The 24,276-nt window shown below is 69.6% G+C and carries 24 protein-coding genes; 15 read left to right on the top strand and 9 right to left on the bottom strand.

What is annotated here, in order from left to right; genetic code table 11:
* Window positions 1-86 precede the first annotated feature (86 nt).
* Window positions 87-578, bottom strand: coding sequence for a Cys-tRNA(Pro) deacylase (ybaK, locus tag U4Z31_RS03100; protein ID WP_044848566.1), 492 nt, complete (start codon window positions 576-578; stop codon window positions 87-89).
* Window positions 579-587: 9 nt separating this feature from the next.
* Window positions 588-932 carry a hypothetical protein gene (locus tag U4Z31_RS03095; protein WP_321809395.1) on the bottom strand — a complete coding sequence of 115 codons (345 nt, stop codon included), beginning with the start codon at window positions 930-932 and terminating at the stop codon, window positions 588-590.
* Between U4Z31_RS03095 and U4Z31_RS03090 the strand changes: the two genes are divergently transcribed.
* Entirely contained in the window at window positions 931-2,493 is a 1,563-nt protein-coding gene (locus U4Z31_RS03090; protein ID WP_321809394.1) for a class I adenylate-forming enzyme family protein, read from the top strand. The genes U4Z31_RS03095 and U4Z31_RS03090 overlap by 2 nt on opposite strands.
* Window positions 2,494-2,539: 46 nt before the next feature.
* Here U4Z31_RS03090 and xerD read toward each other — a convergent pair whose 3' ends face one another.
* From xerD to queG, 3 genes are all read right to left on the bottom strand, one after another.
* The gene (xerD, locus tag U4Z31_RS03085) at window positions 2,540-3,508 is read right to left on the bottom strand and encodes a site-specific tyrosine recombinase XerD (RefSeq protein WP_321809393.1); all 969 of its coding nucleotides are present in this window, start codon (window positions 3,506-3,508) and stop codon (window positions 2,540-2,542) included.
* Window positions 3,508-3,975: a methylated-DNA--[protein]-cysteine S-methyltransferase gene (locus tag U4Z31_RS03080; RefSeq protein ID WP_124486964.1), complete on the bottom strand. Its 468-nt coding sequence runs from the start codon at window positions 3,973-3,975 to the stop codon at window positions 3,508-3,510. The genes xerD and U4Z31_RS03080 overlap by 1 nt, the downstream gene beginning before the upstream one ends.
* A gap of 63 nt (window positions 3,976-4,038) precedes the next feature.
* Window positions 4,039-5,274: a tRNA epoxyqueuosine(34) reductase QueG gene (gene queG, locus U4Z31_RS03075; protein ID WP_044848562.1), complete on the bottom strand. Its 1,236-nt coding sequence runs from the start codon at window positions 5,272-5,274 to the stop codon at window positions 4,039-4,041.
* 17 nt (window positions 5,275-5,291) lie between these two features.
* Here queG and tsaE point away from each other — a divergent pair, with 17 nt between their 5' ends.
* Window positions 5,292-5,843: a tRNA (adenosine(37)-N6)-threonylcarbamoyltransferase complex ATPase subunit type 1 TsaE gene (tsaE, locus tag U4Z31_RS03070; RefSeq protein ID WP_044848561.1), complete on the top strand. Its 552-nt coding sequence runs from the start codon at window positions 5,292-5,294 to the stop codon at window positions 5,841-5,843.
* The gene (locus U4Z31_RS03065; RefSeq protein ID WP_044848560.1) at window positions 5,825-7,360 is read left to right on the top strand and encodes an N-acetylmuramoyl-L-alanine amidase; all 1,536 of its coding nucleotides are present in this window, start codon (window positions 5,825-5,827) and stop codon (window positions 7,358-7,360) included. Before tsaE ends, U4Z31_RS03065 begins: the two co-directional genes overlap by 19 nt.
* A 45-nt stretch (window positions 7,361-7,405) precedes the next feature.
* Here the strand turns inward: U4Z31_RS03065 and U4Z31_RS03060 are convergent, their stop codons facing one another.
* Window positions 7,406-8,284 (bottom strand): EamA family transporter, encoded by an 879-nt coding sequence (locus U4Z31_RS03060; RefSeq protein ID WP_185640843.1) that lies wholly within the window; start codon window positions 8,282-8,284, stop codon window positions 7,406-7,408.
* A 252-nt stretch (window positions 8,285-8,536) separates the two neighbouring features.
* Here U4Z31_RS03060 and U4Z31_RS03055 point away from each other — a divergent pair, with 252 nt between their 5' ends.
* Window positions 8,537-9,418 (top strand): pirin family protein, encoded by an 882-nt coding sequence (locus U4Z31_RS03055; RefSeq protein ID WP_321809392.1) that lies wholly within the window; start codon window positions 8,537-8,539, stop codon window positions 9,416-9,418.
* Between the two features lie 52 nt (window positions 9,419-9,470).
* Complete coding sequence (trxA, locus tag U4Z31_RS03050) at window positions 9,471-10,319, top strand: thioredoxin (protein ID WP_321809391.1); 849 nt, start codon at window positions 9,471-9,473, stop codon at window positions 10,317-10,319.
* 102 nt (window positions 10,320-10,421) lie between these two features.
* On the opposite strand, the gene tcdA is transcribed toward trxA, so the two are convergent.
* Window positions 10,422-11,279, bottom strand: coding sequence for a tRNA cyclic N6-threonylcarbamoyladenosine(37) synthase TcdA (gene tcdA / locus U4Z31_RS03045; protein WP_321809390.1), 858 nt, complete (start codon window positions 11,277-11,279; stop codon window positions 10,422-10,424).
* Between the two features lie 128 nt (window positions 11,280-11,407).
* On the opposite strand from tcdA, the gene pdxH reads away from it, so the two are divergent.
* The 3 genes from pdxH (at window position 11,408) to U4Z31_RS03030 (ending at window position 14,752) form a co-directional block, all read left to right on the top strand.
* Entirely contained in the window at window positions 11,408-12,052 is a 645-nt protein-coding gene (gene pdxH, locus U4Z31_RS03040; protein WP_044848555.1) for a pyridoxamine 5'-phosphate oxidase, read from the top strand.
* 130 nt (window positions 12,053-12,182) lie between these two features.
* A complete protein-coding gene (locus U4Z31_RS03035; RefSeq protein ID WP_124486959.1) occupies window positions 12,183-13,403 on the top strand; it encodes an SAM-dependent methyltransferase in 1,221 nt (406 codons plus the stop codon).
* 23 nt (window positions 13,404-13,426) lie between these two features.
* Window positions 13,427-14,752 carry a DUF72 domain-containing protein gene (locus U4Z31_RS03030; RefSeq protein WP_321809389.1) on the top strand — a complete coding sequence of 442 codons (1,326 nt, stop codon included), beginning with the start codon at window positions 13,427-13,429 and terminating at the stop codon, window positions 14,750-14,752.
* Between the two features lie 45 nt (window positions 14,753-14,797).
* On the opposite strand, the gene msrA is transcribed toward U4Z31_RS03030, so the two are convergent.
* Window positions 14,798-15,358: a peptide-methionine (S)-S-oxide reductase MsrA gene (gene msrA, locus U4Z31_RS03025; RefSeq protein WP_044844456.1), complete on the bottom strand. Its 561-nt coding sequence runs from the start codon at window positions 15,356-15,358 to the stop codon at window positions 14,798-14,800.
* A 563-nt stretch (window positions 15,359-15,921) separates the two neighbouring features.
* Here msrA and U4Z31_RS03020 point away from each other — a divergent pair.
* From U4Z31_RS03020 to U4Z31_RS03010, 3 genes are all read left to right on the top strand, one after another.
* The gene (locus tag U4Z31_RS03020) at window positions 15,922-17,328 is read left to right on the top strand and encodes a selenium-binding protein SBP56-related protein (RefSeq protein ID WP_044844457.1); all 1,407 of its coding nucleotides are present in this window, start codon (window positions 15,922-15,924) and stop codon (window positions 17,326-17,328) included.
* The gene (locus U4Z31_RS03015; RefSeq protein WP_321809388.1) at window positions 17,325-17,990 is read left to right on the top strand and encodes a hypothetical protein; all 666 of its coding nucleotides are present in this window, start codon (window positions 17,325-17,327) and stop codon (window positions 17,988-17,990) included. Before U4Z31_RS03020 ends, U4Z31_RS03015 begins: the two co-directional genes overlap by 4 nt.
* Window positions 17,991-18,318: 328 nt before the next feature.
* On the top strand, window positions 18,319-18,828 hold the full coding sequence (locus U4Z31_RS03010) for a flavin reductase family protein (protein WP_044844459.1): 510 nt from the start codon (window positions 18,319-18,321) through the stop codon (window positions 18,826-18,828).
* On the opposite strand, the gene U4Z31_RS03005 is transcribed toward U4Z31_RS03010, so the two are convergent.
* Window positions 18,815-19,315: an Lrp/AsnC family transcriptional regulator gene (locus U4Z31_RS03005; RefSeq protein WP_044844460.1), complete on the bottom strand. Its 501-nt coding sequence runs from the start codon at window positions 19,313-19,315 to the stop codon at window positions 18,815-18,817. The genes U4Z31_RS03010 and U4Z31_RS03005 overlap by 14 nt on opposite strands.
* Window positions 19,316-19,445: 130 nt before the next feature.
* On the opposite strand from U4Z31_RS03005, the gene kynB reads away from it, so the two are divergent.
* From kynB to dalD, 4 genes are all read left to right on the top strand, one after another.
* Complete coding sequence (gene kynB, locus U4Z31_RS03000; protein ID WP_321799151.1) at window positions 19,446-20,087, top strand: arylformamidase; 642 nt, start codon at window positions 19,446-19,448, stop codon at window positions 20,085-20,087.
* 55 nt (window positions 20,088-20,142) lie between these two features.
* Window positions 20,143-21,399: a kynureninase gene (gene kynU, locus U4Z31_RS02995; RefSeq protein WP_415750259.1), complete on the top strand. Its 1,257-nt coding sequence runs from the start codon at window positions 20,143-20,145 to the stop codon at window positions 21,397-21,399.
* A gap of 92 nt (window positions 21,400-21,491) precedes the next feature.
* Complete coding sequence (gene kynA, locus U4Z31_RS02990) at window positions 21,492-22,418, top strand: tryptophan 2,3-dioxygenase (RefSeq protein WP_044844544.1); 927 nt, start codon at window positions 21,492-21,494, stop codon at window positions 22,416-22,418.
* A 421-nt stretch (window positions 22,419-22,839) separates the two neighbouring features.
* A complete protein-coding gene (gene dalD / locus U4Z31_RS02985) occupies window positions 22,840-24,234 on the top strand; it encodes a D-arabinitol 4-dehydrogenase (protein ID WP_321809387.1) in 1,395 nt (464 codons plus the stop codon).
* The last annotated feature ends 42 nt before the right edge of the window (window positions 24,235-24,276 follow it).

The following is a 24,276-nucleotide window of genomic DNA, read 5'->3' as shown; positions in this document are numbered from 1 at the left end:
GCCGCGGCAGCCGGCCGTGCGGGCCGACCGGCCGAAACGGCGCCCATTCTACCGAACGAGCGCGGCCTGCCACGAAGGTGAAACCCTCAGTCGACGCTCGCGCACTGCACGGGCGTCGCGCCGAGCAGCGTCGTGAGTACCGCCGGCGCGAGGCTGACGAGATAGCCGCGGCGGCCGCCGTTCAGGTAGATCGTCGGCAATTCGAGGATGGTCGACTCGACGTACACGGGCATCGTCTTGCGCGTGCCGAACGGCGACGTGCCGCCGACCAGATAGCCGGAATGGCGGTTCGCGACGTCGGGCTTGCACGGCTCGACGCGCTTCGCGCCGATCTGCCGCGCGAGGTTCTTGGTCGACACCGTGCGGTCGCCGTGCATCAGCACGATCAGCGGCTTCGCGTGCTCGTCCTCCATCACGAGCGTCTTCACGACGCTGTGCTCGTCGACGCCGAGCTGGCGCGCCGACTCGCCGGTGCCGCCGTGCTCGACGTAATCGTACGGATGCTCGCCGAACGCGACGCCGTGGCGGCGCAGCAGCTGGGTCGCGGGTGTCTCGGACACGTGTCTGGATTTGCTCATGGCGGCATTTTAATGGCGAACGACCGGCGGGCGGGCGGCGTTGCGGCCATCGCATGCATCGCACGCCATTGCACACGAGCACATCACGCCTTCGCCTTCGCCTTCGCCTTCGCCTTCGCCTTCGCCTTCGCCTTCGCGACAGCGTACCGGGCGCCGGCGGTATACTCGCGGCCCTTTTGTCCCGGGCGAGCGCAGCCGCAGCCGCGTCGAGCCGATCCGCGCCGCACCGGCATCATTGCGGACATCGCGAACCGCTATTGCCCGATTGACCGATTGTGGCGCGCCCGCCGTCATGGCACGATCGTTCGCAAAACTCGCCGCGCCGCCGCCCGGCCCTTCTTCTGGAGACGCCATGTCCTCGCCTGTCCGCTCATCCGCGCCGCTCGACGTCGCGGCACTGCTCGCCGCGCTGCCCGGCCGCATCGCCGACGTGCCCGCCCGCTGGGCCGCGCAAGCACCCGCGCACCCGGCCCTGATCGAGGACGCGCGCCGCCTGTCGTACGGCGAGCTGGCGCGGGCCGTCGATGCGGCCGCCGAGCGGCTCGCGCGCCTCGGCGTGCGCGGCGGCGATCGCGTGATGATCGTCGCGGAAAACAGCGTCGCGCAGATCGTGCTGCTGTTCGCGGCCGCGCGCGTCGACGCTTGGGCGCTCGTGTCGAACGCGCGGCTGTCGGCCGGCGAGCTCGATGCGGTCGCCGCGCACGCGCGGCCGAAGCTGATCGCGTTCGCGACGGAAGCATCGCCCGATGCGCGCACGCACGCTGCACGCCACGACGCGACGCCCGCCGACGCGCTGCCGGTCGACATCGGCGCGTGGTCGTACCGCGTCGACGCGAGCGCGCCCGACGAGCCGGTGTCACCCGATGGCGCCGCGCAGTGCGCGGCGCTGATCTACACGACCGGCACGACGGGTACGCCGAAAGGCGTGATGCTGTCGCACCGCAACCTGCTGTTCATTGCGGCGACGTCGAGCGCGCTGCGCGGCGTGTCGCCCGACGACGTCGTCTATACGGTGCTGCCCGTGTCGCACGTGTACGGGCTCGCGTCGGTCTGCCTCGGCAGCCTGTACGCGGGGGCGACGCTGCGGCTCGCGCCGCGTTTCGCGCCGGAGGCCGTGCGCGTCGCGCTCGCCGACGAAGGCGTGACGATCTTCCAGGGCGTGCCCGCGATGCACGCGAAACTGCTCGAGCACCTGCACACGCACGCGCACGCATGGCGCGCGCCGCAGCTGCGCTTCGCGTATTCGGGCGGCTCGCCGCTCGACGCCGACCTGAAGGCGCGCGTCGAGCGCGTATACGGCGTGCCGCTGCACAACGGCTACGGCATGACCGAGAGCAGCCCGACGATCACGCAGACGCCGCTCGACGCACCGCGTACCGACTGCTCGGTCGGCGTGCCGATCCCGGGCGTCGAGATGCGGATCGTCGCACCGGACGGCACCGACGTCCCGCCGGGCGAAGTGGGCGAAATCCGCGTGCGCGGGCCGAACGTGATGCTCGGCTACTACCGCAACGCGGACGCGACGCGCGCGGCCGTGTCGCCGGACGGCTGGCTCAGCACCGGCGATCTCGCGCGCCAGGCAGCGGACGGCTCGGTGACGATCGCGGGCCGCAGCAAGGAGCTGATCATCCGCTCGGGCTTCAACGTGTATCCGGTCGAGGTCGAACAGGTGCTGAACGCGCACCCGGACGTCGTGCAGGCGGCCGTCGTCGGCCGTGCGGTCGAGGGCAACGAGGAAGTGCTCGCGTTCGTCGAGCTGGTGCCGGGCGCGGCCGCGACCGAGGCCGCGCTGCAGGCGTGGTGCGCGGAACGACTCGCGCCGTACAAGCGCCCCGCGCGCATCCGCGTGCTCGATGCGCTGCCCGCCGCATCGACGGGCAAGGTGCTGAAGCACAAGCTGCGCGAACTCGCGTGACGCGCGGCGCCGGCCGCATCCCGCGCGTGGGCCGGCGCGCGCCGCGCTAGCCGCGCGGGTGGTGTTGCGCGTGCAGCGTCTTCAGCCGCTCGCGCGCGACGTGCGTGTAGATCTGCGTGGTCGAGATGTCGCTGTGGCCGAGCAGCAGCTGCACGACCCGCAGGTCGGCGCCGTGGTTCAGCAGGTGCGTCGCGAACGCGTGCCGCAGCGTATGCGGCGACAGGTGCGCGCGCACATCGGCCTGCTGCGCGTGGCGCTTGATGATGTTCCAGAACTGCTGGCGGGTCATCCCGTCGCCGCGCGCGGTCACGAACAGCGCGTCGGCCGCGCGCGCGCCGAGCAACGCGGGCCGCGCGTCGCGCAGATAGCGTTCGATCCAGCCGTGCGCGACTTCGCCGAACGGCACGAGCCGTTCCTTCGAACCCTTGCCCATCACCCGCACGACACCCTCGTTGAGCCCGACCTCGACGGTCTTCAGCGTGACGAGCTCGCTCACGCGCAGCCCGCTCGCATACATCAGCTCGAGCATCGTGCGATCGCGCAGGCCGAGCGGCGTGCCGATGTCGGGCGCACCGAGCAGCGCTTCGACCTGCGCCTCGGACAGCGTCGACGGAAACCGCGCGGCCTGCTTCGCCGACGTGATCCGCAGCGTCGGGTCCGCGCTCGCGTGACGCTCGCGCACGGCCCAGCCGTAATAGCGCCGGAACACCGACAGCCGCCGGTTCGACGATGTTGCCTTGCCGTCGCTGCGCGCGGCGATGTAGCCCGTCACCATCGCTTCGTCGGCCGAGTCGAGCGACGTGTCGTGCGTCGCGGCCAGCCATTGCGAAAACAGCGCCAGGTCGCGCCGGTACGCATCGAGCGTGTTGCGCGCGAGCCCGTGCTCGAGCCACAGCGCATCGCAGAACACGTCGATCGACGCGCGGCTCGCGAGCAGCGCGGGCGATGCGGCCGCCGCGCCATCGCTGGCGTCGGATGCGGAATCGGAATCGGGGGAAAGCAACGGTTCGCTCATCAGTACGGCACGCCTTCATGCGCCAGCAGCCAGCGCTTCACTTTCTGGTAATAGCCATTGTCGTCGTGATTCGCGAAACCGCCGAGGCCGCCGGCCGCGACGACGCGATGACACGGGATCACGAGCGGGAAATAGTTCGCGCCGCACGCCTGGCCGACCGCGCGCGGCGCGCTGCCGATCCGCTTCGCGACCTGCCCGTAGGTCAGCACCGTGCCCGGCGGAATGTCGCTGATCACGTTCCACACGCGGTGCTGGAATGCACTGCCGACGTCGGCAAGCGGCAGGTCGAAGCGCGCCGACGCACGCTCGAAATAACGTTCGATCTGCTCGACCGCGCGCTTCGCGAGCGGCGAATCCGGATCGACCGACTTGACCGACTCGGGCAGATAGACGATCTCGCGCACCACCGCGGCATCGGTGCGGATGCCGACCTTGCCGAACGGCGCGTCGATGACTGCGTTGAACATGAACTTCTCCTGACCGGTGAAACACGCGGCGCCGCCGCGCGCCGACGACACTTTACGCCGCCTTCATGCGGCACGCAGCGCCCATTCGACATGCTCGCGCACGACCGGCGACGGATCGTCGGCCCGTGCGCGCAACGCGGCGACGATCGCGGTGCGCGCTTCGGGTGCGAGCCGATCGGCCGGCGCGCGCAACGCATTGCCGAGCCCGACCGCGAGATTGCGCAGCCAGCTTTCGTAACCGATGCGCCGGATCGCGCTGCCCTGCATCCGCGTGTCGAACGCATCGGCGTCCCACGCGAACAGCTCGACGAGCGTCGCGCGGTCGAGCCCGTGCCGCACGTCGAAATCGGCGACGGGCGCGGCCTGCGCGAACTTGTTCCACGGACACACGAGCTGGCAGTCGTCGCAACCGTACACGCGGTTGCCGATCAGCGGCCGCAGCGGCTCCGGAATGCTGCCTTTCAGTTCGATCGTCAGGTACGAGATGCAGCGGCGCGCGTCGACGCGATACGGTTCGACGATCGCGCCCGTCGGGCACGCGCCGATGCAGCGCGTGCAGCTGCCGCAGTGCGCGCCGGGCGTCTCGGGCGCGCGCTCGGGCGCCGTTTGCGCGTCGGTCGGCAGCGGCACGTCGACGTAGATTTCGCCGAGGAAGAACAGCGAACCCGCGTCGCGCTGCAGCAACAGCGTGTGCTTGCCGCGCCAGCCGACCCCGGCCTTCTGCGCGAGCTCGACCTCGAGCACCGGCGCCGAATCGGTGAACACGCGGTAGCCGAATGCGCCGATCTCGCGCTCGATGCGCTCCGCGAGCGTCTGCAGCCGGTTGCGCAGCACCTTGTGATAGTCGCGGCCGCGTGCGTAGATCGACACGACGGCCGCCTGCGGATCGTCGAGACGCGCGCGCTCGCGTGCGCGCCAGTCGTGCGGCGCGAGCGCGCCGGATGACGCATCGGGCGCGTCGGCGGCGAGCGTTTCGGCCGGCAGATAGGCGAGCCGCGCGGAAATCACGCGTCGCGTACCGGCCACAAGTTCGGCCGGCCGCGCGCGTTTCATCCCGTGTTTCGCCATATAATCCATTTCGCCGTGGTACCCGGCTTCCAGCCAGGCGGCGAGGCCTGCTTCGGCATCCGAGAGATCGGTATCGCTGATGCCTATCGCCCCGAAACCCAATTCGCGCCCCCACGCCCTGATGCGCGCGGCGAGCGCAGTCAACGTCGCATCATCGAGCGCGCACGGCGCCGCGCCTTCGGCACGAGTCGAAGGCCTGTCGGATGCGGCGAGTTCCGGTAATCGGTTCATCGCACTATTTTACGAGAATGCCAGCCACGTCCCATACGCCTCATGCCGACACGCTGCCCGCCCCGCTCGCGGAGCGCGTGATCGCACTCGCCGACGAAGCGGCGACCGAGGCCTTCGGCACCCGCTTCGCGCACGCGCTCGACGCGGCGCGCAGCGAACTCGCCCATGCACACGCGTTCAACGGGCTGCAGATCCAGCTGATCGGCGACCTCGGCGCGGGCAAGACGACCCTCGTGCGCGCGATCCTGCGCGGCCTCGGCCACCCGGGGCGCGTGCGCAGCCCGACCTACACGCTCGTCGAACCGTACGCGTTCGCGCGCGACGACGGGGAACTTGAGGTCTATCACTTCGATCTGTATCGATTCAACGATCCGGCCGAATGGTCCGATGCAGGCTTTCGCGAGTATTTCAATTCCAGCGCGATCTGCCTCGTCGAATGGCCGCAGCAGGCGGGCCCCCTGCTCGGCGTGCCCGATCTGGTTTTCTCGCTCGACGTGGATGGCGACGGCCGCGCCCTCACCGTCCGTGCGTACAGCGCTTCAGGAAAGGCATGTCTCGAAAGATGTTGATCAAACCGTTCCGCTCGATCGAATCGGCGGCCACCGCCACGCACAACTGGCGGCGCCGCCAGATCCTGTGCGCGGGCGCGTCGACGCTGGTGCTCGGCCTCGTCGCACCGCGCCTCGCGCACGCGTCGTCGGTGCTCGGCGTGCGTGTATGGCCCGCGCGCGATTACACGCGCGTCACGATCGAATCCGACCAGCCGCTGCAAAATAGCCAACAGCTGCTGCAGGGTCCCGACCGGCTCGTCGTCGACCTGAACGGGCTCGATCTCGACCAGGCGCTGCGCGACCTCGTGTCGAAGATTGCGCCGAACGATCCGCAGATCCAGTCGGTGCGCGTCGGCCAGTATCAGCCGCACGTGGTGCGGATGGTGTTCGACCTGAAAGGCTCGGTGAAGCCGCAGGTGTTCACGCTGCCGCCGGTCGGCACCTACAAGTACAGGCTCGTGTTCGACCTGTATCCGGCCGTCGCGCCCGATCCGCTGACCGACCTGATCGCGCAGACGGAACGCAAGGAACAGGCGCTCAACGACACCGCGCGCGCGCAGCAGGTGCAGCCGCCGAGCGCGCTGAACGGGCCGGCGACGCCGCCCGTCGCGGGCAACGACAACAGCGACGCGTTCTTCCAGCGCTTCGCGCAGAACACGCCGGCCGCACCGCGCACGCCGCCGGCCGCCGCGACGCCGTCCTCGCCTGCCACGCCCGCGAAGCCGGCCGTCAAGCCGCCGCCCGTCATCGCGCGCCGCGACGACAGCGAGGACGACGGCGACACCTACAAGTTCACCGCGCCGAAATCCGGCAAGGGCGGCACCGTGCGCCTGCTGACGGTCGCGATCGACCCGGGCCACGGCGGCGAGGATCCGGGCGCGATCGGCGGCGGCGGCACGTACGAGAAACACGTCGCGCTCGACATCGCGAAGAAGCTGCGGGCGAAGATCGACGGCGCGCCGAACATGCGCGCGATGATGACGCGCGACGCCGACTTCTTCGTGCCGCTGAACGTGCGCGTGCAGAAGGCGCGCCGCGTCGGCGCGGACCTGTTCGTGTCGATCCACGCCGATGCGTTCACGACGCCGTCCGCGCGCGGCTCGTCGGTGTTCGCGCTGTCCGACCACGGCGCGTCGAGCGCCGCGGCGCGCTGGCTCGCGAACAAGGAGAACTCGTCCGACCTGATCGGCGGCATCAACATCAAGACGCAGGACGCGGCAGTCAGCCGCGCGCTGTTCGACATGTCGACGACCGCGCAGATCCGCGATTCGCTGCGCTACGGCAACTACGTGCTGAAGGAAGTCGGCGGCATCAACAAGCTGCACAAGGGCTCGGTCGAGCAGGCCGGGTTCGCGGTGCTGAAGGCGCCCGACATTCCGTCGATCCTCGTCGAGACGGCGTTCATCAGCAATCCGGAAGAGGAAAGCCGGCTGAACGACGACAGCTATCGCGACCAGATGGCCGACGCGATCTTCCGCGGTATCAAGCGTTACTTCGCCGCGAATCCGCCGCTCGCGAAGAGCCGGATGGCCTGACCGGCCACCCTTCCCCGCCGCCGGCACGCGCTGCGTGCCGGCGCGTCACGACGCTGCGAAGCGGCGCGCGAGCTTCCCGCCGAACACGTTCACCGCGAGCCCGCCCATCACGAGCGCGGCGCCGATCAGCTGCGCGTCCGTCAGATGCTCGTCGAGCAGCAGCGCCGACGACGCGAGCCCGACGATCGGCACCAGCAGCGAGAACTGCGCGACCTGGGCGGCCGGATAACGCGACATCAGGCGGCTCCACAAGCCGTAGCCGAGCAGCGTCGCGACGAACGCGAGATAGACGACCGCGAAGATCGACGCGCCGTTCAGCCCGAGCAGCGCGGCCTCGATCCGCTGCGGCCCCTCGAACCACAGCGACAGCAGGAAGAACGGCACCGGCGGCACGAGGCTCGCCCACACGACGAGCGACACCAGGTTGGCCTTGCCCAGCTTCTTCGTGACGATATTGCCGAACGCCCACATCGCGGCCGAGCAGAGGGTCAGCAGGAAGCCCGCGAGCGTCATCGCGCGGCCGCCCTGCGCAGCGATCACGACGAGTCCGGCCGCGGCGACCGCGAGCCCGACCAGGCTCTGGACGCGCAGCCGCTCGCCGAGGAACAGCATCGCGAACACCAGCGTGAAGAATGCCTGCGACTGCAGCACGAGCGACGCGAGGCCGGCCGGCATGCCGACGTACATGCCGGTAAACAGGAGCACGAACTGGCCGAGCTGGATCGTCGCGCCGTACAGGATCAGCATGCGCCACGGAATCTGCGGCCGGCGCACGAAGAACACCGCGGGCACCGCGGCGAGCGTGAAGCGCAGCGCGCCGAGCAGCATCGGCGGCATGCCGTGCAGGCCGACCTTGATCACGACGAAGTTCACGCCCCACGCCAGGATCACGACCAGCGCGAGCAGCAAGTCCTTCGGGGCCATCATCGGCGTCTCCTCGATTTTGTCGGATGGTTTCCTGAACGCCGCTCAGTCTACCGAATTTCGCCGCGCGACCCGATACCCGCGCGGCGCACATGGAATCGGCGCCAGGCACGGCGCCGTGGCCGCGCCGCACGACGCGTGCCTGCCCCGCGGCCGCATCGCGCGGCGGACATCCGGCTGCCCGTTGCACGCGTGGCCGCCGTGCCGCCAGTACAATGACCGGCATTCCTGCCGTTCCCCACGAGGCCCGCCATGACCGATCCGATCAAAGCCCTGCTGAAGCCGCACATCCGCGACATCGGCAACCTGCAGGTGCGCCGCACGCTGCCCGCGCTCGCCGCACGCCTCGTCGGCCCGTTCATCTTCTTCGATCACATGGGGCCCGCGACGCTGCCGGCCGGCACCGGTCTCGACGTGCGCCCGCATCCGCATATCGGGCTCGCCACCGTCACCTACCTGTTCGACGGCGCGATCCTGCACCGCGACAGCCTCGGCTCGCTGCAGGAGATCGTGCCGGGCGACGTGAACTGGATGACGGCCGGCCGCGGCATCGTCCACTCGGAGCGCACGCCCGACGCGCAGCGCGCGAGCGGCCACACGGTGCACGGGATCCAGACCTGGGTCGCGCTGCCGGTTGCCCACGAGACCACCGAGCCGTCGTTCGAGCACCATGCGGCCGACACGCTGCCCAAGCGCGACGAGCACGGCGTGTCGCTCACGGTGATCGCCGGCGACGCGTTCGGCCTGCGCTCGCCCGTCACGACGTTCTCGCGCACGCTGTACGTCGCCGCCGAATTCGTGGCCGGCGGCCGCCTCGAACTCGACGCGTCGCACGAGGAACGCGCGGTCTACGTGGTCGACGGCGACCTGTCGATCGACGGCACGCCGGTGCCGGCCGAGCAGATGGCCGTGCTCGCACCGGGCGCCACCGTCACGCTCGCGAGCGGCAACGGCGCGCGCGCGATGCTGCTGGGCGGCGCCAAGATCGACGGCGAGCGCTTCATCGAATGGAACTTCGTCGCCAGCAGCCGCGACGCGATCGAGCGCGCGAAACGGGCGTGGACGAACCAGGAAATGGGCAAGGTGCCCGGCGAAACCGAGTGGATTCCGCTGCCCGAGTCGAAGCCGCGTTGAAAAAGGGGCGCGCCGCCCCCATCCTGACGACATTCGAACCGAAGAGAACGACATGGACACCACGCTTGCCACTTTCGAGAAAGACGTCATCGAGGCGTCGCTGGACACGCCCGTGCTGGTCGACTTCTGGGCGCCGTGGTGCGGCCCCTGCAAGACGCTCGGTCCGCTGCTCGAAAAGCTCGAAGCCGACTACGAAGGCCGCTGGAAGCTCGCGAAGGTGAACGTGGACGAGAACCAGGAGCTCGCCGCGCACTTCCAGACGCGCAGCATTCCGCACGTGATCGCGTTCGCCGACGGGCGCCCCGTCGACCAGTTCATCGGCGTGCTGCCGGAAGGCCAGTTGCGCGCGTTCCTCGACCGGCTGCTGCCCGCGCCCGACGAAGCCGAGCGCCGCGCCGCACAATACGCGATCGCCGAATCGCGCTACGACGATGCGATCACCCACCTCGAAGCGGCGCTCGCGCTGAACCCCGGCTTCGACGACGCGCGGCTCGACCTGATCGAACTGCTGCTCGCGAACAACCAGGTGGACGCCGCACGCGCCGAGGCCGAACGCCTGTCGCCGCAGACCGTGCAGGGCAGCGATCCGCGCTACCAGGCGATCAAGACCCGTTTCGATGCGCTCGACGCGACGGCCGACCTGCCGCCGACCGACGCGCTCGAGGCGCGCATCGCGGCGAACCCAGCCGATCTCGACGCACGCTTCGACCTCGCGCAGAGCCTGATCGCGCGCCGCGCGTACGAAGGCGCGCTCGAGCAGTTGCTGGAAATCGTGCTGCGCGACCGCGCGTATGGCGACGACCTCGGCCGCCGCACGATGATCTCGGTGTTCGAGCTGGCGGGCGATCGCCCGGAACTCGTCGCCGCGTGGCGGCGCAAGCTGAGCATGGCGCTCAACTGACGAACGACCGGCCGGGCCGCGGCGGCCTGGCCGAATCGCCTTATCGCGCGCGGCGGGTCCGCCGCGTCGCAACATTCCTCTGCGCGTCGATCGACGCCCCGATCAACCCGCGGCCCGCGCCGCGATCGCCCGCAACGCATGCGCGGCGGCCGCGAAACCGAAGCTCGCGGTCACGCACACGCTCGAACCGAACCCCGCGCAGTTGAGCCCCGCGACATGCGCGGCGGTCGACGGCTCCGCGCCATCCTCGATGTCGCACGCGGCCGCTTCCGGATAGATCAGCGGCTCGTCCGAATACACGGCGCTGACCTTGAAGCGTGCCTTCGGCCCGCGCGGAAAGCCGTGCTGCTTGCGCAACTGCGCACGCACCTTCGAGAGCAGCGGATCCTGGATCGTCAGCGCGAGATCGTCGATGCGGATGCGCGTCGGGTCGAGCTGCCCGCCTGCGCCGCCGACCGTGACGAGCGGCTGCCCTTTCTCGACGCACCACGCGATCAGCGCGACCTTCGTGCGCACGCTGTCGATCGCGTCGATCACGTAGTCGAAGCCGCCGCCGAGCAGCGCGTCGAAGGTGTCGGGTTCCGCGAAATCCTCGATCCGGTTCACGCGGCACGCGGGATCGATCAGCGCGATCCGCTCGGCCATCGCGTCGACCTTCGGCTTGCCGTAATTGCCGTCGAGCGCGTGGATCTGCCGGTTCGTATTGCTTTCGGCGACGTTGTCGAGATCGATCAGCGTCAGCGTGCCGATCGCGCTGCGCGCGAGCGCCTCGGCCGTCCACGACCCGACGCCGCCGATGCCGATCACGGCCACGTGCGCGCCCTCGAACGCGGCGAGCGCCGGGGCGCCGTACAGCCGCGCGATGCCGCCGAAGCGGCGCTCGCGATCCACGTCAAGCTGGATTGTCGGGGTCGGGGTAAGATCAGAGGAACTGAGCGGGGCGGTGTCGGCAGCGGACATGGCAGCAAGGAAAACGTAAGTCGAGCAGCCCTCTATTTTGCCTGAACTCCCCGCCGGCACGCGCCACTGTGCACGCACGATTCTCGCGCGTTCGCTATACTGGCCCCAGATTGAAGCGTTTGCATAACATGACGACTCTCGCCGATCTCCGCATCAACTATTCGCGTGCTTCGCTCGACGAAGCCGATGCCGCCCCCGACCCCTTCGCCCAGTTCGATCGCTGGTTCAAGGAGGCGCTCGCCGCCAAGCTCCCCGAGCCCAACACGATGACGCTCGCCACCGTCGGCGACGACGGCCGGCCGTCGGCACGCATCGTGCTCATCAAGGCTGTCGACGAACGCGGGTTCGTCTTCTTTACCAATTACGAAAGCCGCAAGGGGCGCGACCTCGCCGCCCATCCTTATGCGGCACTGCTGTTCTACTGGATCGAGCTCGAGCGCCAGGTGCGCATCGAGGGCCGGATCGAAAAGACCAGCGCCGACGAAAGCGACCGCTATTTCGCGTCGCGCCCGCTCGGCTCGCGCATCGGTGCGTGGGCGTCCGAGCAGAGCGCCGTGATCGACAGCCGCGCGACGCTCGAAGCGCGCGAGAAGGACGTGGCCGAACGCTACGGCGAGAACCCGCCGCGCCCGCCGCACTGGGGCGGCTATCGCGTCGTGCCCGACGCGATCGAGTTCTGGCAGGGCCGCCCGTCGCGGCTGCACGACCGCCTGCTCTATACGCGCGACGCCGCTGCGGCGTCGGGCTGGACGATCTCGCGCCTGTCGCCGTAAGCCGAACCGCGGCCGCGGTGCCGCTCGCCGGTCGTGTCTCGTGTTGCATCCGGGCGCCCGCCTCGCAGGAGGCGGGCGCCGGTCAAGATACTTGGCTGTATTCGATTCAACGAACAAACGGAGAATCCAAATGTTCTGGGAAAAGAAGCTGGCACAGTGGGCGGACGAAGTACGGGCGAAAGCGAACATACCGGCGCGCCTCGTGCTGTGGAACGGCGATCAACTCGATTTCGGCACCTTCAGCGCGCCGCAGGTCACGCTGAAGGTCAACAGCGCGTCGGCGCTGCCGCTCCTGCTCGAACCGAGCCTCGACAATCTCGGCGAGGCGTACGTGAAGGGCAAGATCGACATCGAAGGCCGGCTGTCGGACATCATCAACATCAGCTATTCGCTCGCGCGCAGCACGGTCACCAGCGCGAGCAAGCTCGCGCGCGTGAAGCGCTACTTCAATCACACGAAGAACACCGACCGGAAGGCGATCCAGTATCACTACGACGTCTCGAACGAGTTCTACCAGCTGTGGCTCGACGAGAACATGGTGTACTCGTGCGCGTACTTCGAGAACGGCGACGAGGATCTCGCGACCGCGCAGATCAAGAAGATCGACCACATCCTGACCAAGATCCAGCTCGAGCCCGGCCAGCGCCTGCTCGACATCGGCTGCGGCTGGGGCGCGCTCGTGCTGCGCGCCGCCCAGAAGTTCGGCGCGACGTGCCTGGGCGTGACGCTGTCGCAGAACCAGTTCGATCTCGCGACCGCGCGCGTGAAGGCCGCCGGGCTCGAGGACAAGATCGAGATCCGCCTGCAGGACTACCGCGAGATCGACGGGCAGTTCGACCGCATCACGAGCGTCGGGATGTTCGAGCACGTCGGCCGCAAGAACCTGCCGCTCTATTTCTCGCGCGTGCACGACCTGCTGACCGACGACGGCATCGCGATGAACCACGGGATCACGTCGACCGACGCGGAAAGCGGCGAAACGGCGCTCGGCGGCGGCGAATTCATCGACCGCTACGTGTTCCCGGACGGCGAGCTGCCGCACATCAGCCTCGCGCTCGAAGCGGCGCAGCGCGGCGGGCTCGAGGCGATTGACGTCGAAAGCCTGCGGCGGCACTATGCGCGCACGCTCGACATCTGGACCGAGAACTTCGAGGCGAAGGCGGACCAGGCGCGCGCGCTCGTCGACGACGAGAAATTCCGCATCTGGCGCGTGTACCTCGCCGGTTGCGCGTATGCGTTCGAACACGACGACGTGTCGATCTTCCAGATCGTGTGCCGCAAGGCCGGACGCAGCGCGAAAACGCTGCCGTGGTCGCGGCGCTACATGTACGAACACACGCTGCCGCGCTAGGCGGCACTTCACGCTGGGCATGCATGGGTGACGGCAGGACGCGGCGCAACACGGCGCCGCAACGACAGCAGCGCGACGAACCGGACGGATCGCACGCCGACGGGCAGTTCGACCTGTTCGGCGGCGCGTCGCCCGACGGCGCACGCGCGGCTGCGCCCGCGGACGCCGACAACGCTGCAGGTGCCGGCGCACGCGTGACGCCGGACGAACACGACACTGCGCGGCCGGCAAAGTCGCCCGCGCGCCCCGGCCGTGCATCGCCCCGCCCTTGCGCCGACCAGGAGCCGGTGGAACCGCCCCCCGCCTCCGGCCTGCTGTGGGACGAACCGTCTCCACCGGCCGCGCCGCCGAAGAAAAGCCGGCGCCGGCGCGGCGTGCCGCCCGCCCCGGTTTCCGCGGAAGTCGCCGCCGCCGCGGCCGCGCTGCCGCCCAATGTGCGGCTCGGCACGTCGTCGTGGTATTTCCCCGGCTGGGACGGCATCGTCTACGACGGCGATTTCGCGCAGACGAAGCTGTCGCGCGAGGGGCTCGAGGCGTACGGCGCGCATCCGCTGCTGAAGAGCGTGAGCCTCGACCGCTCGTTCTACGGGCCGCTGTCGGTGGCCGATTACCTGCGCTACGCGCAACAGGTGCCGGACGACTTCCGCTTCGTCGTGAAGGCGCCGGCGTCCGTCACCGACGCGGTCGTGCGCGGCAGGCGCGGCGAGCCGTCGGGCCCGAACCCGACCTTCCTCGACGCGCAGCTCGCCACCCGGGAATTCGTGCAGCCGTGCCTCGAAGGGCTCGGCCGGAAGGCCGGCGTGCTGGTGTTCCAGTTCTCGCCGATGCCCGATCAACTGCTCGCCGAGCCGGCCGCGCTGATCGACCGGCTGTCGGCATTCTTCGCGGCATTGCCGCCGCTGCCGCCGGACGCCGACGGCACGCGCTACGCGATCGAGATCCGCGACGCGAGCCTGCTCACGCCGCGCTTCATCCGCGCGCTCGCGGCGCTCGGCGTGCGCTACTGCGTCGGCCTGCACGCGCGGATGCCCGACCCGCTGCGCCAGGCGGCCGCGCTCGCGCTGCTCGACGGCGATGCGCCGGGCCCGCTGATCGTGCGCTGGAGCCTGCATGGCGGGTTCAAGTACGAACAGGCGAAAGCGAAATACGAGCCGTTCGACAAGCTCGTCGACGAGGACCCGGCCACGCGCGCGGCGCTCGCCGAGCTGGCCGCGCGCTACGCGCTGGCCGGACAGCCGGTGATCATCACGATCAACAACAAGGCGGAAGGCTCCGCGCCGCTGTCGTGCCTCGCGCTCGCGCGCGAGATCGCCGCCGCGTGCGCGCACTGGCGCAGCGAGGCGGCGTAGGGGGCGCGGCGCGGGTGCCCGCGCCGCTTGCGGCTGACGCGTCGATTACGCGCCGCGCTGCGACTTCAGCCGGTGCGAGAACTTCTGGCGGAATTTCGCGAGCTTCGGCCCGATCACGACCGAGCAGTAGCCCTGCCCCGGATTGCGTGCGTAATAGTTCTGATGATAGTCCTCGGCCGGCCAGTAGTTGCCGTCGAGCGGCACGACCTGCGTGACGATCGGCTGCCCGAACACCTGCTCGCGCTCCAGTTCGCGGATCACGTCGAGCGCGACGTCGCGCTGCGCGTCGGAATGCGTGAACACGACCGACCGGTATTGCGTGCCGACGTCGTTGCCCTGCCGGTTCAGCTGGGTCGGATCGTGCGTCGCGAAGAAGATCTCGAGGATCTCGCGATAACCGATGCGCGCCGGATCGAACGTCACGTTCACGACCTCCGCGTGGCCGGTGTCGCCGTCGCAGACGTCGCGATAGCCGGGATTGCGCGTATGGCCGCCCGCATAGCCCGACTGGACGGCCGTCACGCCGTCGACGTCCAGAAACACGGCCTCCGTGCACCAGAAGCACCCGCCGCCCACAGTCGCGGTTTCAAGCATCTCGTTCACCATGAAATCAGTACCTCGTTGAAGACGGCGGCCGGCACGCAGGCGCGTGCCGGCGCCGCCGGTCCTTATCGTCGCTGCCCGGTTGCCCGGCGCGCAGCGGCAGCGTTCAAGTATCTCACTCGCGCGCGAATCCGGCAGAACCGCATGCGCGCCGCGCGCCACCGGCTGCGCGTTTCTCGACTACACTTAGGCACGCTTCGCCGCGACGGCACACCGTCCGGCTGCACGCAGCGTCCGATGCATGCCCGCCCTGATGCCAACAACATCTGCCGGAACATCGATATGCACGCCTCAGCAGAAATCGCCCGCATGACGGGCCCGGCCGCCGGTACCCCGCGCGCCGTCGCCTTCACCGCACCCTCGCGTCACCGTGCGCCCGTTGCGCCGCCTGCGCGACGATCCGGCGCGCCGCGTTTCCCCGCTTTCCCGACCTGATGCACCGCACCGCGCGTCCTGCAATCGCGCGCCACCGCAGGGGCATTCCCGTCACGCAACCTGTTCGACCCGCACGCCCGCAGTGAACGGCCGTGCGCCCGTGATCCGATACAACCGAGAGAGGCACCACGATGAGCATGCGGCCTGACCCGACCTTTCACGCTTCGCCGGAACTTGCGATGCAGGCGCCGGCGGAAGAGTTTGCCTATACGTTGTTGCTGAGCCCCGATTTTTCCAGGCCCGACGCGCTCGCCGTGATCGACGTGAAACCCGGCTCGGCGACCTACGGCAAGATCGTGCACACGGTGACGATGCCGAACACCGGCGACGAATTCCACCACTTCGGCTGGAATGCATGCTCGTCGTCGCTGTCGCCGCTGACCGGCCACGCGTTTCTCGAGCGCCGCTTCCTGATCATCCCGGGCCTGCGCTCGTCGCGGATCTACGTGATCGACACGAAGCCGCACCCGACGCAGGCGCGCATCCACAAGATCATCGAGCCCGGCGAGGTGTTCGCGAAGACCGGCTATTCGCGGCCGCACACGGTTCATTGCGGCCCCGAGGGCATCTACGTGAGCACGCTCGGCGGCGCGGGCCCGGACGGCACCGACGGCGCGCCCGGCATCTTCATCATGGACTGCGAGACCTTCGACGTGCTCGGCCGCTGGGAAATCGACCGCGGCCCGCAGGACAAGCATTACGACTTCTGGTGGAACCTGCCGCGCGACTACATGGTGTCGAGCGAATGGGCGCTGCCGCCGCAATTCGAGAACGGCATCGTGCCGGAAGACCTGCTCGCGAACCGCTACGGCCACCGGCTGCATTTCTGGGACCTGCGCGCGCGGCGCAACGTGCAGACGATCGATCTCGGCGCGCAGCACCAGATGGCGCTCGAAGTGCGGCCCGCGCACGATCCGGTGCGCGAATACGGGTTCGTCGGCGTCGTGGTCGACACGACCAATCTCGAAGGATCGATCTGGACCTGGTGGCGCGAGGACGGCCAGTTCCATGTGGAGAAGACCGCGACGATCCCGCCCGAGCCGGCCGCCGCCGACGAACTGCCGCCGCTGCTCCAGGGATTCGGCGCGGTGCCGCCGCTCGTGACCGACATCGACCTGTCGCTCGACGACCGTTTCCTGTACGTATCGTGCTGGGGCACGGGCGAGATGCGTCAGTACGACGTGTCGGATCCGCGTCACCCCGTGCTCGCCGGGTCGGTGCGCATCGGCGGGATCGTGCGCCGCGCGCCGCACTCGAGCGGCCGCGCGTTCGCCGGCGGCCCGCAGATGGTGGAAATCAGCCGCGACGGCCGGCGCGTGTACTGGACCAACTCGCTCTACTCGACGTGGGACGACCAGTTCTATCCGGACGGCGTGCCGGCCGCGCAGGTGCTCGCGCATGCGGGGCCGGACGGCGGGCTGACGCTCGCCGACGACTACTGGGTCGAGTTCCCCGACGGCTATCGCGCGCACCAGATCCGGCTGGAAGGCGGCGACTGCTCGACCGACTCGTTCTGCTATCCGTCGGTCAAGCGTTGAGCGCCGGCCTCTCCGCGCCGCTCGCGCTGTGGGCGGCCGTGCTCGCGAGCGGCGTCTATCACGGGCTCAATCCGGCGATGGGCTGGCCGCTCGCGGTGTCGAACGCGTTGATGACGCGCCGCGGCGGCGCGCTCGTCGCGGCGCTCGGCTATCTCGCGCTCGGCCATGCGCTCGCGGTATTCATGGTGATGCTGCCGTTCGGGCTGCTCGCCGCGCTGCTCGCGTGGCAGACGGCGATCCGGATCGGCGCGAGCGCGCTCGTGATCGGCTTCGGTGCGGTGCTGCTGATCCGGCGGCGCCACCCGCGTGCGCTCGCGCGGATTCCGCCCGCGCGGCTCGGGCTGTGGTCGTTCGCGGTCGCGCTCGCGCACGGCGCCGGGCTGATGCTGGTGCCGATCTATCTGGGGCTTTGCGGGCTCGACACGGACGCCGGCGATCGCGCGGCGGCCACGCTCGTCGACGCGCATCTCGGGATGGCGCTCGTCGTCGCGGCCGTGCACGCGGCCGCGATGATCGGCACGGGCGGCGTGCTCGCGTGGCTCGTGTACCGCTATCTCGGGCTGAAGTTCGTCGCGCGGAGCTGGTTCAACCTCGATGCGGTGTGGGCGTCGAGCCTGATCCTGACGGGTGTGCTGTCGCTCGGGCTGGCGGCGGCGCGGTAGCGCACGCGCGATGGCTGCCGCGGCGGTCGCGCGTGATGCATGGCGTGGCGGAGGGCCTGCCGCATGGGCAGGCCACCGACCGCACGCGATAAAACGCGCCGGAAACGCCGCCGCCGGCCCGATCGCGGCGCCGCGCGACAGTGTTCGCTACCTCACGCCGGCCCCGCAATGCACCGTCCGCACGGGCCCGGCGGTCGCGATTCCGCTAAAATCGCGCCATGCGCACCACTTCCCGACCGACCGCCCTGGCCTTGCCGCCTTTCGTCCGCCGCGCCTCCCGCACCCGCCGCGCGCCGCGCCTGTCCGTTTCGATCCGGATGGCCGCCCGATGAAGCATGCCACCCCGCCCGATTTCGACTCGGCCGCCTTTCGCCAGGCGCTCGGCCAGTTCGCGACCGGCGTCACGGTCATCACGACGCGTGCGCCGTCCGGGCAGCTGATCGGCATCACCGCGAGCTCGTTCAACTCGGTGTCGCTCGATCCGCCGCTCGTGCTGTGGAGCCTCGCGCACAAATCGGCGTCGACGCCGGTGTTCCGCAGCAACAGCCATTACGTGGTGAACGTGCTCGCGGCGTCGCAGCTCGACCTGTGCAAGCGCTTCTCGACCTACAAGGGCGACCGCTTCGAAGGGATCGCGCACGCGGCCGGCAACTCGGGCATGCCGGTGCTCGACGGTGCGCTCGCGTGGTTCGAATGCCACAACCGCAGCCGCTACGACGAAGGCGACCATGTGATCTTCGTCGGCGAAGTGGAACGCTGCGGCGTGCGTGCCGTGTCGGATGCCGCTCCGCCGCTCGTGTTCCACGGCGGCGGCTTCCACGGCCTCACACCGCTTTGATCGCCCCCATGCGCGCCAGCCCGACCGGCGCGCCCGCTTCGTCCTTCAGCGTCTGCAGCACGATGTTCGAACGGATGTCCATCACGCCCGGCGCCTTGTAGAGCCGGTTCAGCACGAAATCCGAATAGTGCTTGAGGTTGTGTGCGAGCACGCGCAGCAGGTAGTGGCTCTCGCCCGTCACGACGAACGCGCCGACCACCTCCGGCCATTCGCGCAGCGCCTCCGCGAAGCGCTCGTGCCATTGATTCTCTTCGTTGCGCATCGACACCTGCACGAACGCCTCGAGCTCGAAGCCGAGCTTCTCGCGGCTCAGGCACGCGCGATAGTGCTCGATCACGCCCTGCTCCTCGAGCAGGCGCATCCGGCGCAGACAGGCGGATGGCGAAAGCGAGATGCGCTCCGCCAGATCGAGATTGCTGATTCTGCCCTCTTCCTGCAGGACCGCCAGAATCCGGCAGTCGGTGGCATCGAGCGTGATCGCGTGCATTTTTGGTCCCCGTTTTCCCTCTGAGTCGAATTATCTGCCAATCGGGCGGATTGTCCATGTTTATTTCGCAAGCACTTTCTGCGAGCGTCCACCTATCATTCGAAGCATCGATTCACCGACTCGTCATGCCATGGACACACTCTGGGACATCTCGCCGCCCGTCAGCCCCGCCACCCCCGTGTGGCCGGGCGACACGCCGGTTTCCGTCGAACGCGTATGGCGGATGGAGGCCGGCTCGCCGGTCAACGTCGCGCGCCTGACGCTGTCGCCGCATACCGGCGCGCACTGCGACGCGCCGCTTCACTACGACGCCGACGGCGCGCCGATCGGCGCGGTGCCGCTCGACACCTATCTCGGCCCGTGCCGCGTGATCCACTGCATCGGCGCGTCGCCGGTCGTGCGCCCGGCCGACCTCGAGGCCGCGCTCGCCGGCGTGCCGCCGCGCGTGCTGCTGCGCACCTATGCGCGCGCCAGCGTCGCGCAATGGGACAGCAGCTTCTGCGCGGTCGCGCCCGAGACCGTCGACCTGCTCGCCGCGCACGGCGTCAAGCTGATCGGCATCGATACGCCGTCGCTCGACCCGCAGGAATCGAAGACCATGGATGCGCATCACCGCGTGCGCACGCACCGGATGGCGATCCTCGAAGGGATCGTGCTCGACGACGTGCCGCCCGGCGACTACGAGCTGATCGCGCTGCCGCTGAAGTTCGCGACGCTCGACGCGAGCCCCGTGCGTGCGGTGCTGCGCGCGCTGCCCGGCCGGTCCTCCTGATTCATCCAACCATCGACCCGCGAACCACTCGTCCGCGAACTACTGACCCGACATCATGATCATCAAGACCCGTGAAGACGCGCTCGCCCTCGACCGCGACGACCCGCTCGCCGCGCTGCGCGACCAGTTCGCGCTGCCCGACGGCGTGATCTATCTCGACGGCAACTCGCTCGGCGCGCAGCCGCGCGCATCGGCCTCCCGCGCGCAACAGGTGATCGGCGCCGAATGGGGCGAAGGCCTGATCCGCAGCTGGAACACCGCCGGCTGGTTCGCGCTGCCGCGCCGCCTCGGCGACAAGCTCGCGACGCTGATCGGCGGCGCGCCCGGCGAAACCGTCGTGACCGACACCATCTCGATCAACCTGTTCAAGCTGCTGTCGGCGATGCTGCGCCACCAGGCCGAACGCGCGCCGGAGCGCCGCGTGATCGTGTCGGAGCGCTCGAACTTCCCGACCGACCTGTACATCGCGCAAGGGCTGATCGAACAGCTCGGCGGCGACTACGAGCTGCGCCTGATCGACGATCCGGCGGACCTGCCCGACGCGCTCGGCGCGGACACGGCCGTCGCGATGATCACGCACGTGAACTACCGCACCGGCTACATGCACGACATGCCGGCCGTCACGCAGCTCGTGCACGATTCGGGCGCGCTGATGCTGTGGGATCTCGCGCATTCGGCCGGCGCGGTGCCGGTCGACCTGAACGGCGCGCACGCGGACGGCGCGGTCGGCTGCACGTACAAGTACCTGAACGGCGGCCCCGGTTCGCCGGCCTTCGTGTGGGTGCCGCAGCGCCATCTCGCGCATTTCTCGCAGCCGCTGTCGGGCTGGTGGGGCCACCGCGCACCGTTCGCGATGCAGCCGGGCTTCGCGCCCGATCCGGGCATCGCGCGCTTCCTGTGCGGCACGCAGCCGATCGTGTCGATGTCGATGGTCGAATGCGGGCTCGACGTGTTCCTGCAGACCGACATGCACGCGATCCGCCGCAAGTCGCTCGCGCTGACCGACGCGTTCATCGCGCTCGTCGAAACGCGCTGCGCGGGCCTGTCGCTGAAGCTCGTCACGCCGCGCGCGCATCACCAGCGCGGCTCGCAGGCGAGCTTCGAGCATCCGCACGGCTACGAGGTGATGCAGGCGCTGATCGCGCGCGGCGTGATCGGCGACTACCGCGAGCCTTACGTGCTGCGCTTCGGCTTCACGCCGCTCTATACGCGCTTCGTCGACGTGTGGGATGCCGTCGAGACGCTGCGCGACATCCTCGCCACCGACGCGTGGAAGGCGCCCGAGTTCGCCGAGCGCGGCGCGGTGACCTGACCGCTTCCAGCCCGGCGCGCGCCGCCGCGACGTGCGGATTGCGCGCCGCGCCCCGTCATTCCAATCTGGAGAAAGTCGTGAATTCTGGTCATATTCAGCCACCCGGCGACGATGCGCCGGCGGGCTGCCCGTTCTCGGGCGCACGCGCGGCCCAACCGGCTCATGAAGCGCCGCACGTGCCCGGCGAAGCCACTGCTCAAGCCGGCTGGCACGATGCGCAGCTCGATTTCTCGAAGTCGATGAGCTACGGCGACTACCTGTCGCTGAACGCGATCCTCGACGCGCAGCATCCGCTGTCGCCCGATCACAACGAGATGCTGTTCATCATCCAGCATCAGACGAGCGAGCTGTGGATGAAGCTCGCGCTGTTCGAGCTGCGCGGCGCGCTCGACGCGGTGCGCGGCGACGCGCTGCCGCCCGCGTTCAAGATGCTCGCGCGCGTGTCGCGGATCCTCGAGCAGCTCGTGCAGGCGTGGAACGTGCTGTCGACGATGACGCCGTCCGAGTATTCGGCGATGCGGCCGTATCTCGGCCAGTCGTCGGGCTTCCAGTCGTACCAGTACCGGCAGCTCGAATTCCTGCTCGGCAACAAGAACGTGCAGATGCTGCAGCCGCATGCGCACCGGCCCGACATCCTCGAACAGGTGCGCGCGACGCTCGAGGCGCCGTCGTTCTACGACGAGGTCGTGCGCCTGCTCGCGCGGCGCGGTTTCCCGATCGCGCCGGAACGGCTCGAGCGCGACTGGACGCAGCCGATGCGTCACGACGAAACGGTCGAGGCCGCATGGCTCGAGGTCTATCGTCACCCGCAGCAGCACTGGGAGCTCTACGAGATGGCCGAGGAACTCGTCGATCTCGAGGATGCGTTCCGCCAGTGGCGCTTCCGTCACGTGACGACCGTCGAGCGCATCATCGGCTTCAAGCAGGGCACCGGCGGCACGAGCGGCGCGCCGTATCTGCGCAAGATGCTCGACGTCGTGCTGTTCCCCGAGCTCTGGCACGTGCGCACCACGCTGTAACGCACGCCTCGCGCCCGCGCGTCACGACGACGTGCGGGCCGGCGCCTCCCCTTCGCGCGGCAACGCGCGTTCGTGCGCGAGCCGCGGAATGTGCCGGCGCGGCCGGGATCGCCGGCATATCGCCGTATCGTTGCGGCGCCGCACCATCCGCTGCGCATGCTCACCGCGTTCCGACAGCGCCTCGGCATCCTGTCGGGGCCGGTCGGCAAGCTCGCTGCTCGACGACCTCGTCACATCGATGCGCGACGGACGCTGACGCCTTCCGCCCCCGCCTCCGCCCCGCCCACGCCCCGCCGCAGCGCACCATCGAAATGCCGCGTCCGCGCCTTGACTTTCGTTCGCCCGAATACGATCATTCGCTCACACAAAGAGCAAATGATCGTATTCGACAGGAAAGACTGGCACGAACAGGAGACACCGGATGAGCGAATCGCCCTCCGCCCACGCGCCCGTGCTGCTGCACATCGGCGCAGGCTCGTTCCACCGCGCGCACCAGGCGTGGTATCTGCATCGCGTGAACGCGGCCGTGCCGGCCGACGAACGCTGGTCGCTGACCGTCGGCAACATCCGCGACGACATGCGCGCGACGATGGACGCGCTCGCCGCGCAGCACGGCGCCTACACGCTCGAAACCGTCACGCCGCAGGGCGAGCGCGCGTACGAGACGGTCCGCGCGATCTCGCGCGTGCTGCCGTGGTCGATCGATCTCGCCGCGCTGATCGACGCCGGCGCCGACCCGGCATGCCGGATCGTGTCATTCACAGTCACCGAAGGCGGCTACTACCTCGACGAACACAACCGGCTCGACCTCGCGAACGCCGATCTCGCGGCCGACCTGCAAGGCGCGCGCACGACGCTGTACGGCGCGCTCGCGGCGCTGCTCGCCGAACGCGCGAAACGCGGCGCGGGCCCGCTCACGCTGCAGAGCTGCGACAACCTGCGCAACAACGGCGCGCGCTTTCGCGCGGGCATGCGCGAATTCCTCGAACGCCGCGGCGAGGCCGATCTGCTCGCATGGTTCGATGCGCACGTCGCGACGCCGAGCGCGATGGTCGACCGCATCACGCCGCGTCCGACCGCCGACGTGCGCGAACGGGTGCGCGCGGCAACCGGCGTCGACGACGCGTGTCCGGTGATGGGCGAGTCGTTCATCCAGTGGGTGATCGAGGACCGCTTCGCGGCGGGCCGGCCGCGCTGGGAGCTGGCCGGCGCGGAACTGGTCGACGACGTGCATCCGTACGAGGAAGCGAAGATCCGCATCCTCAACGCGACGCACAGTTGCATCGCGTGGGCCGGCACGCTCGCGGGCCACACGTACATCCACGAAGGCACGCACGACGCGGCGATCCGCCGCTTCGCGCACGACTACGTGACGCAGGACGTGATCCCGTGTCTCAGCCCGAGCCCGCTCGACCTCGAACGCTACCGCGACGTCGTGCTCGAACGGTTCGGCAATCCGTACGTGCTGGACACGAACCAGCGCGTCGCGGCCGACGGCTTCTCGAAGATTCCCGGCTTCATCGCGCCGACGCTCGCCGAATCGCTCGCACGCGGCGCGGCGCCGGTCGCCACCGCGGTGCTGCCGGCGCTGTTCCTGCGCTTTCTCGAACGCTGGGCGCGCGGCTTGCTGCCGTATGCGTACCAGGACGGCGTGATGGACGACGGCGCCGCGCGGGCGATCGTCGAGGCCGACGACCCGGTCGTCGCGTTGTGCGCGAGTCGCGCGCTGTGGGGCTCGCTCGCCGGCAACGCGGCGTTGTTCGACGCGCTGCGCGCCGGGCTCGCACGCGTCGACGCATGGCTCGCGCAGCGCTGACGCACGGCGGCCCGCGGCCTCGCAGCCGGCCGCCCGCGAGCG

It is taken from the genome of Burkholderia sp. BCC1985 (assembly GCF_905339915.1).
GTDB lineage: Bacteria > Pseudomonadota > Gammaproteobacteria > Burkholderiales > Burkholderiaceae > Burkholderia.
The sequence above is the reverse complement of the archived record's forward strand: the minus strand, read 5'-3'. Positions and strand labels throughout refer to the sequence as shown.

What these genes read in the sequence shown, in the direction of transcription:
- ybaK (WP_044848566.1), bottom strand. Translation starts at nt 578, where the DNA reads ATGAGCAAATCCAGACACGTGTCCGAGACACCCGCGACCCAGCTGCTG.
- U4Z31_RS03090 (WP_321809394.1), top strand. Translation starts at nt 931, where the DNA reads ATGTCCTCGCCTGTCCGCTCATCCGCGCCGCTCGACGTCGCGGCACTG.
- U4Z31_RS03095 (WP_321809395.1), bottom strand. Translation starts at nt 932, where the DNA reads ATGGCGTCTCCAGAAGAAGGGCCGGGCGGCGGCGCGGCGAGTTTTGCG.
- xerD (WP_321809393.1), bottom strand. Translation starts at nt 3,508, where the DNA reads ATGAGCGAACCGTTGCTTTCCCCCGATTCCGATTCCGCATCCGACGCC.
- U4Z31_RS03080 (WP_124486964.1), bottom strand. Translation starts at nt 3,975, where the DNA reads ATGTTCAACGCAGTCATCGACGCGCCGTTCGGCAAGGTCGGCATCCGC.
- queG (WP_044848562.1), bottom strand. Translation starts at nt 5,274, where the DNA reads ATGAACCGATTACCGGAACTCGCCGCATCCGACAGGCCTTCGACTCGT.
- tsaE (WP_044848561.1), top strand. Translation starts at nt 5,292, where the DNA reads ATGCCAGCCACGTCCCATACGCCTCATGCCGACACGCTGCCCGCCCCG.
- U4Z31_RS03065 (WP_044848560.1), top strand. Translation starts at nt 5,825, where the DNA reads ATGTCTCGAAAGATGTTGATCAAACCGTTCCGCTCGATCGAATCGGCG.
- U4Z31_RS03060 (WP_185640843.1), bottom strand. Translation starts at nt 8,284, where the DNA reads ATGGCCCCGAAGGACTTGCTGCTCGCGCTGGTCGTGATCCTGGCGTGG.
- U4Z31_RS03055 (WP_321809392.1), top strand. Translation starts at nt 8,537, where the DNA reads ATGACCGATCCGATCAAAGCCCTGCTGAAGCCGCACATCCGCGACATC.
- trxA (WP_321809391.1), top strand. Translation starts at nt 9,471, where the DNA reads ATGGACACCACGCTTGCCACTTTCGAGAAAGACGTCATCGAGGCGTCG.
- tcdA (WP_321809390.1), bottom strand. Translation starts at nt 11,279, where the DNA reads ATGTCCGCTGCCGACACCGCCCCGCTCAGTTCCTCTGATCTTACCCCG.
- pdxH (WP_044848555.1), top strand. Translation starts at nt 11,408, where the DNA reads ATGACGACTCTCGCCGATCTCCGCATCAACTATTCGCGTGCTTCGCTC.
- U4Z31_RS03035 (WP_124486959.1), top strand. Translation starts at nt 12,183, where the DNA reads ATGTTCTGGGAAAAGAAGCTGGCACAGTGGGCGGACGAAGTACGGGCG.
- U4Z31_RS03030 (WP_321809389.1), top strand. Translation starts at nt 13,427, where the DNA reads ATGGGTGACGGCAGGACGCGGCGCAACACGGCGCCGCAACGACAGCAG.
- msrA (WP_044844456.1), bottom strand. Translation starts at nt 15,358, where the DNA reads ATGGTGAACGAGATGCTTGAAACCGCGACTGTGGGCGGCGGGTGCTTC.
- U4Z31_RS03020 (WP_044844457.1), top strand. Translation starts at nt 15,922, where the DNA reads ATGAGCATGCGGCCTGACCCGACCTTTCACGCTTCGCCGGAACTTGCG.
- U4Z31_RS03010 (WP_044844459.1), top strand. Translation starts at nt 18,319, where the DNA reads ATGAAGCATGCCACCCCGCCCGATTTCGACTCGGCCGCCTTTCGCCAG.
- U4Z31_RS03005 (WP_044844460.1), bottom strand. Translation starts at nt 19,315, where the DNA reads ATGCACGCGATCACGCTCGATGCCACCGACTGCCGGATTCTGGCGGTC.
- kynB (WP_321799151.1), top strand. Translation starts at nt 19,446, where the DNA reads ATGGACACACTCTGGGACATCTCGCCGCCCGTCAGCCCCGCCACCCCC.
- kynU (WP_415750259.1), top strand. Translation starts at nt 20,143, where the DNA reads ATGATCATCAAGACCCGTGAAGACGCGCTCGCCCTCGACCGCGACGAC.
- dalD (WP_321809387.1), top strand. Translation starts at nt 22,840, where the DNA reads ATGAGCGAATCGCCCTCCGCCCACGCGCCCGTGCTGCTGCACATCGGC.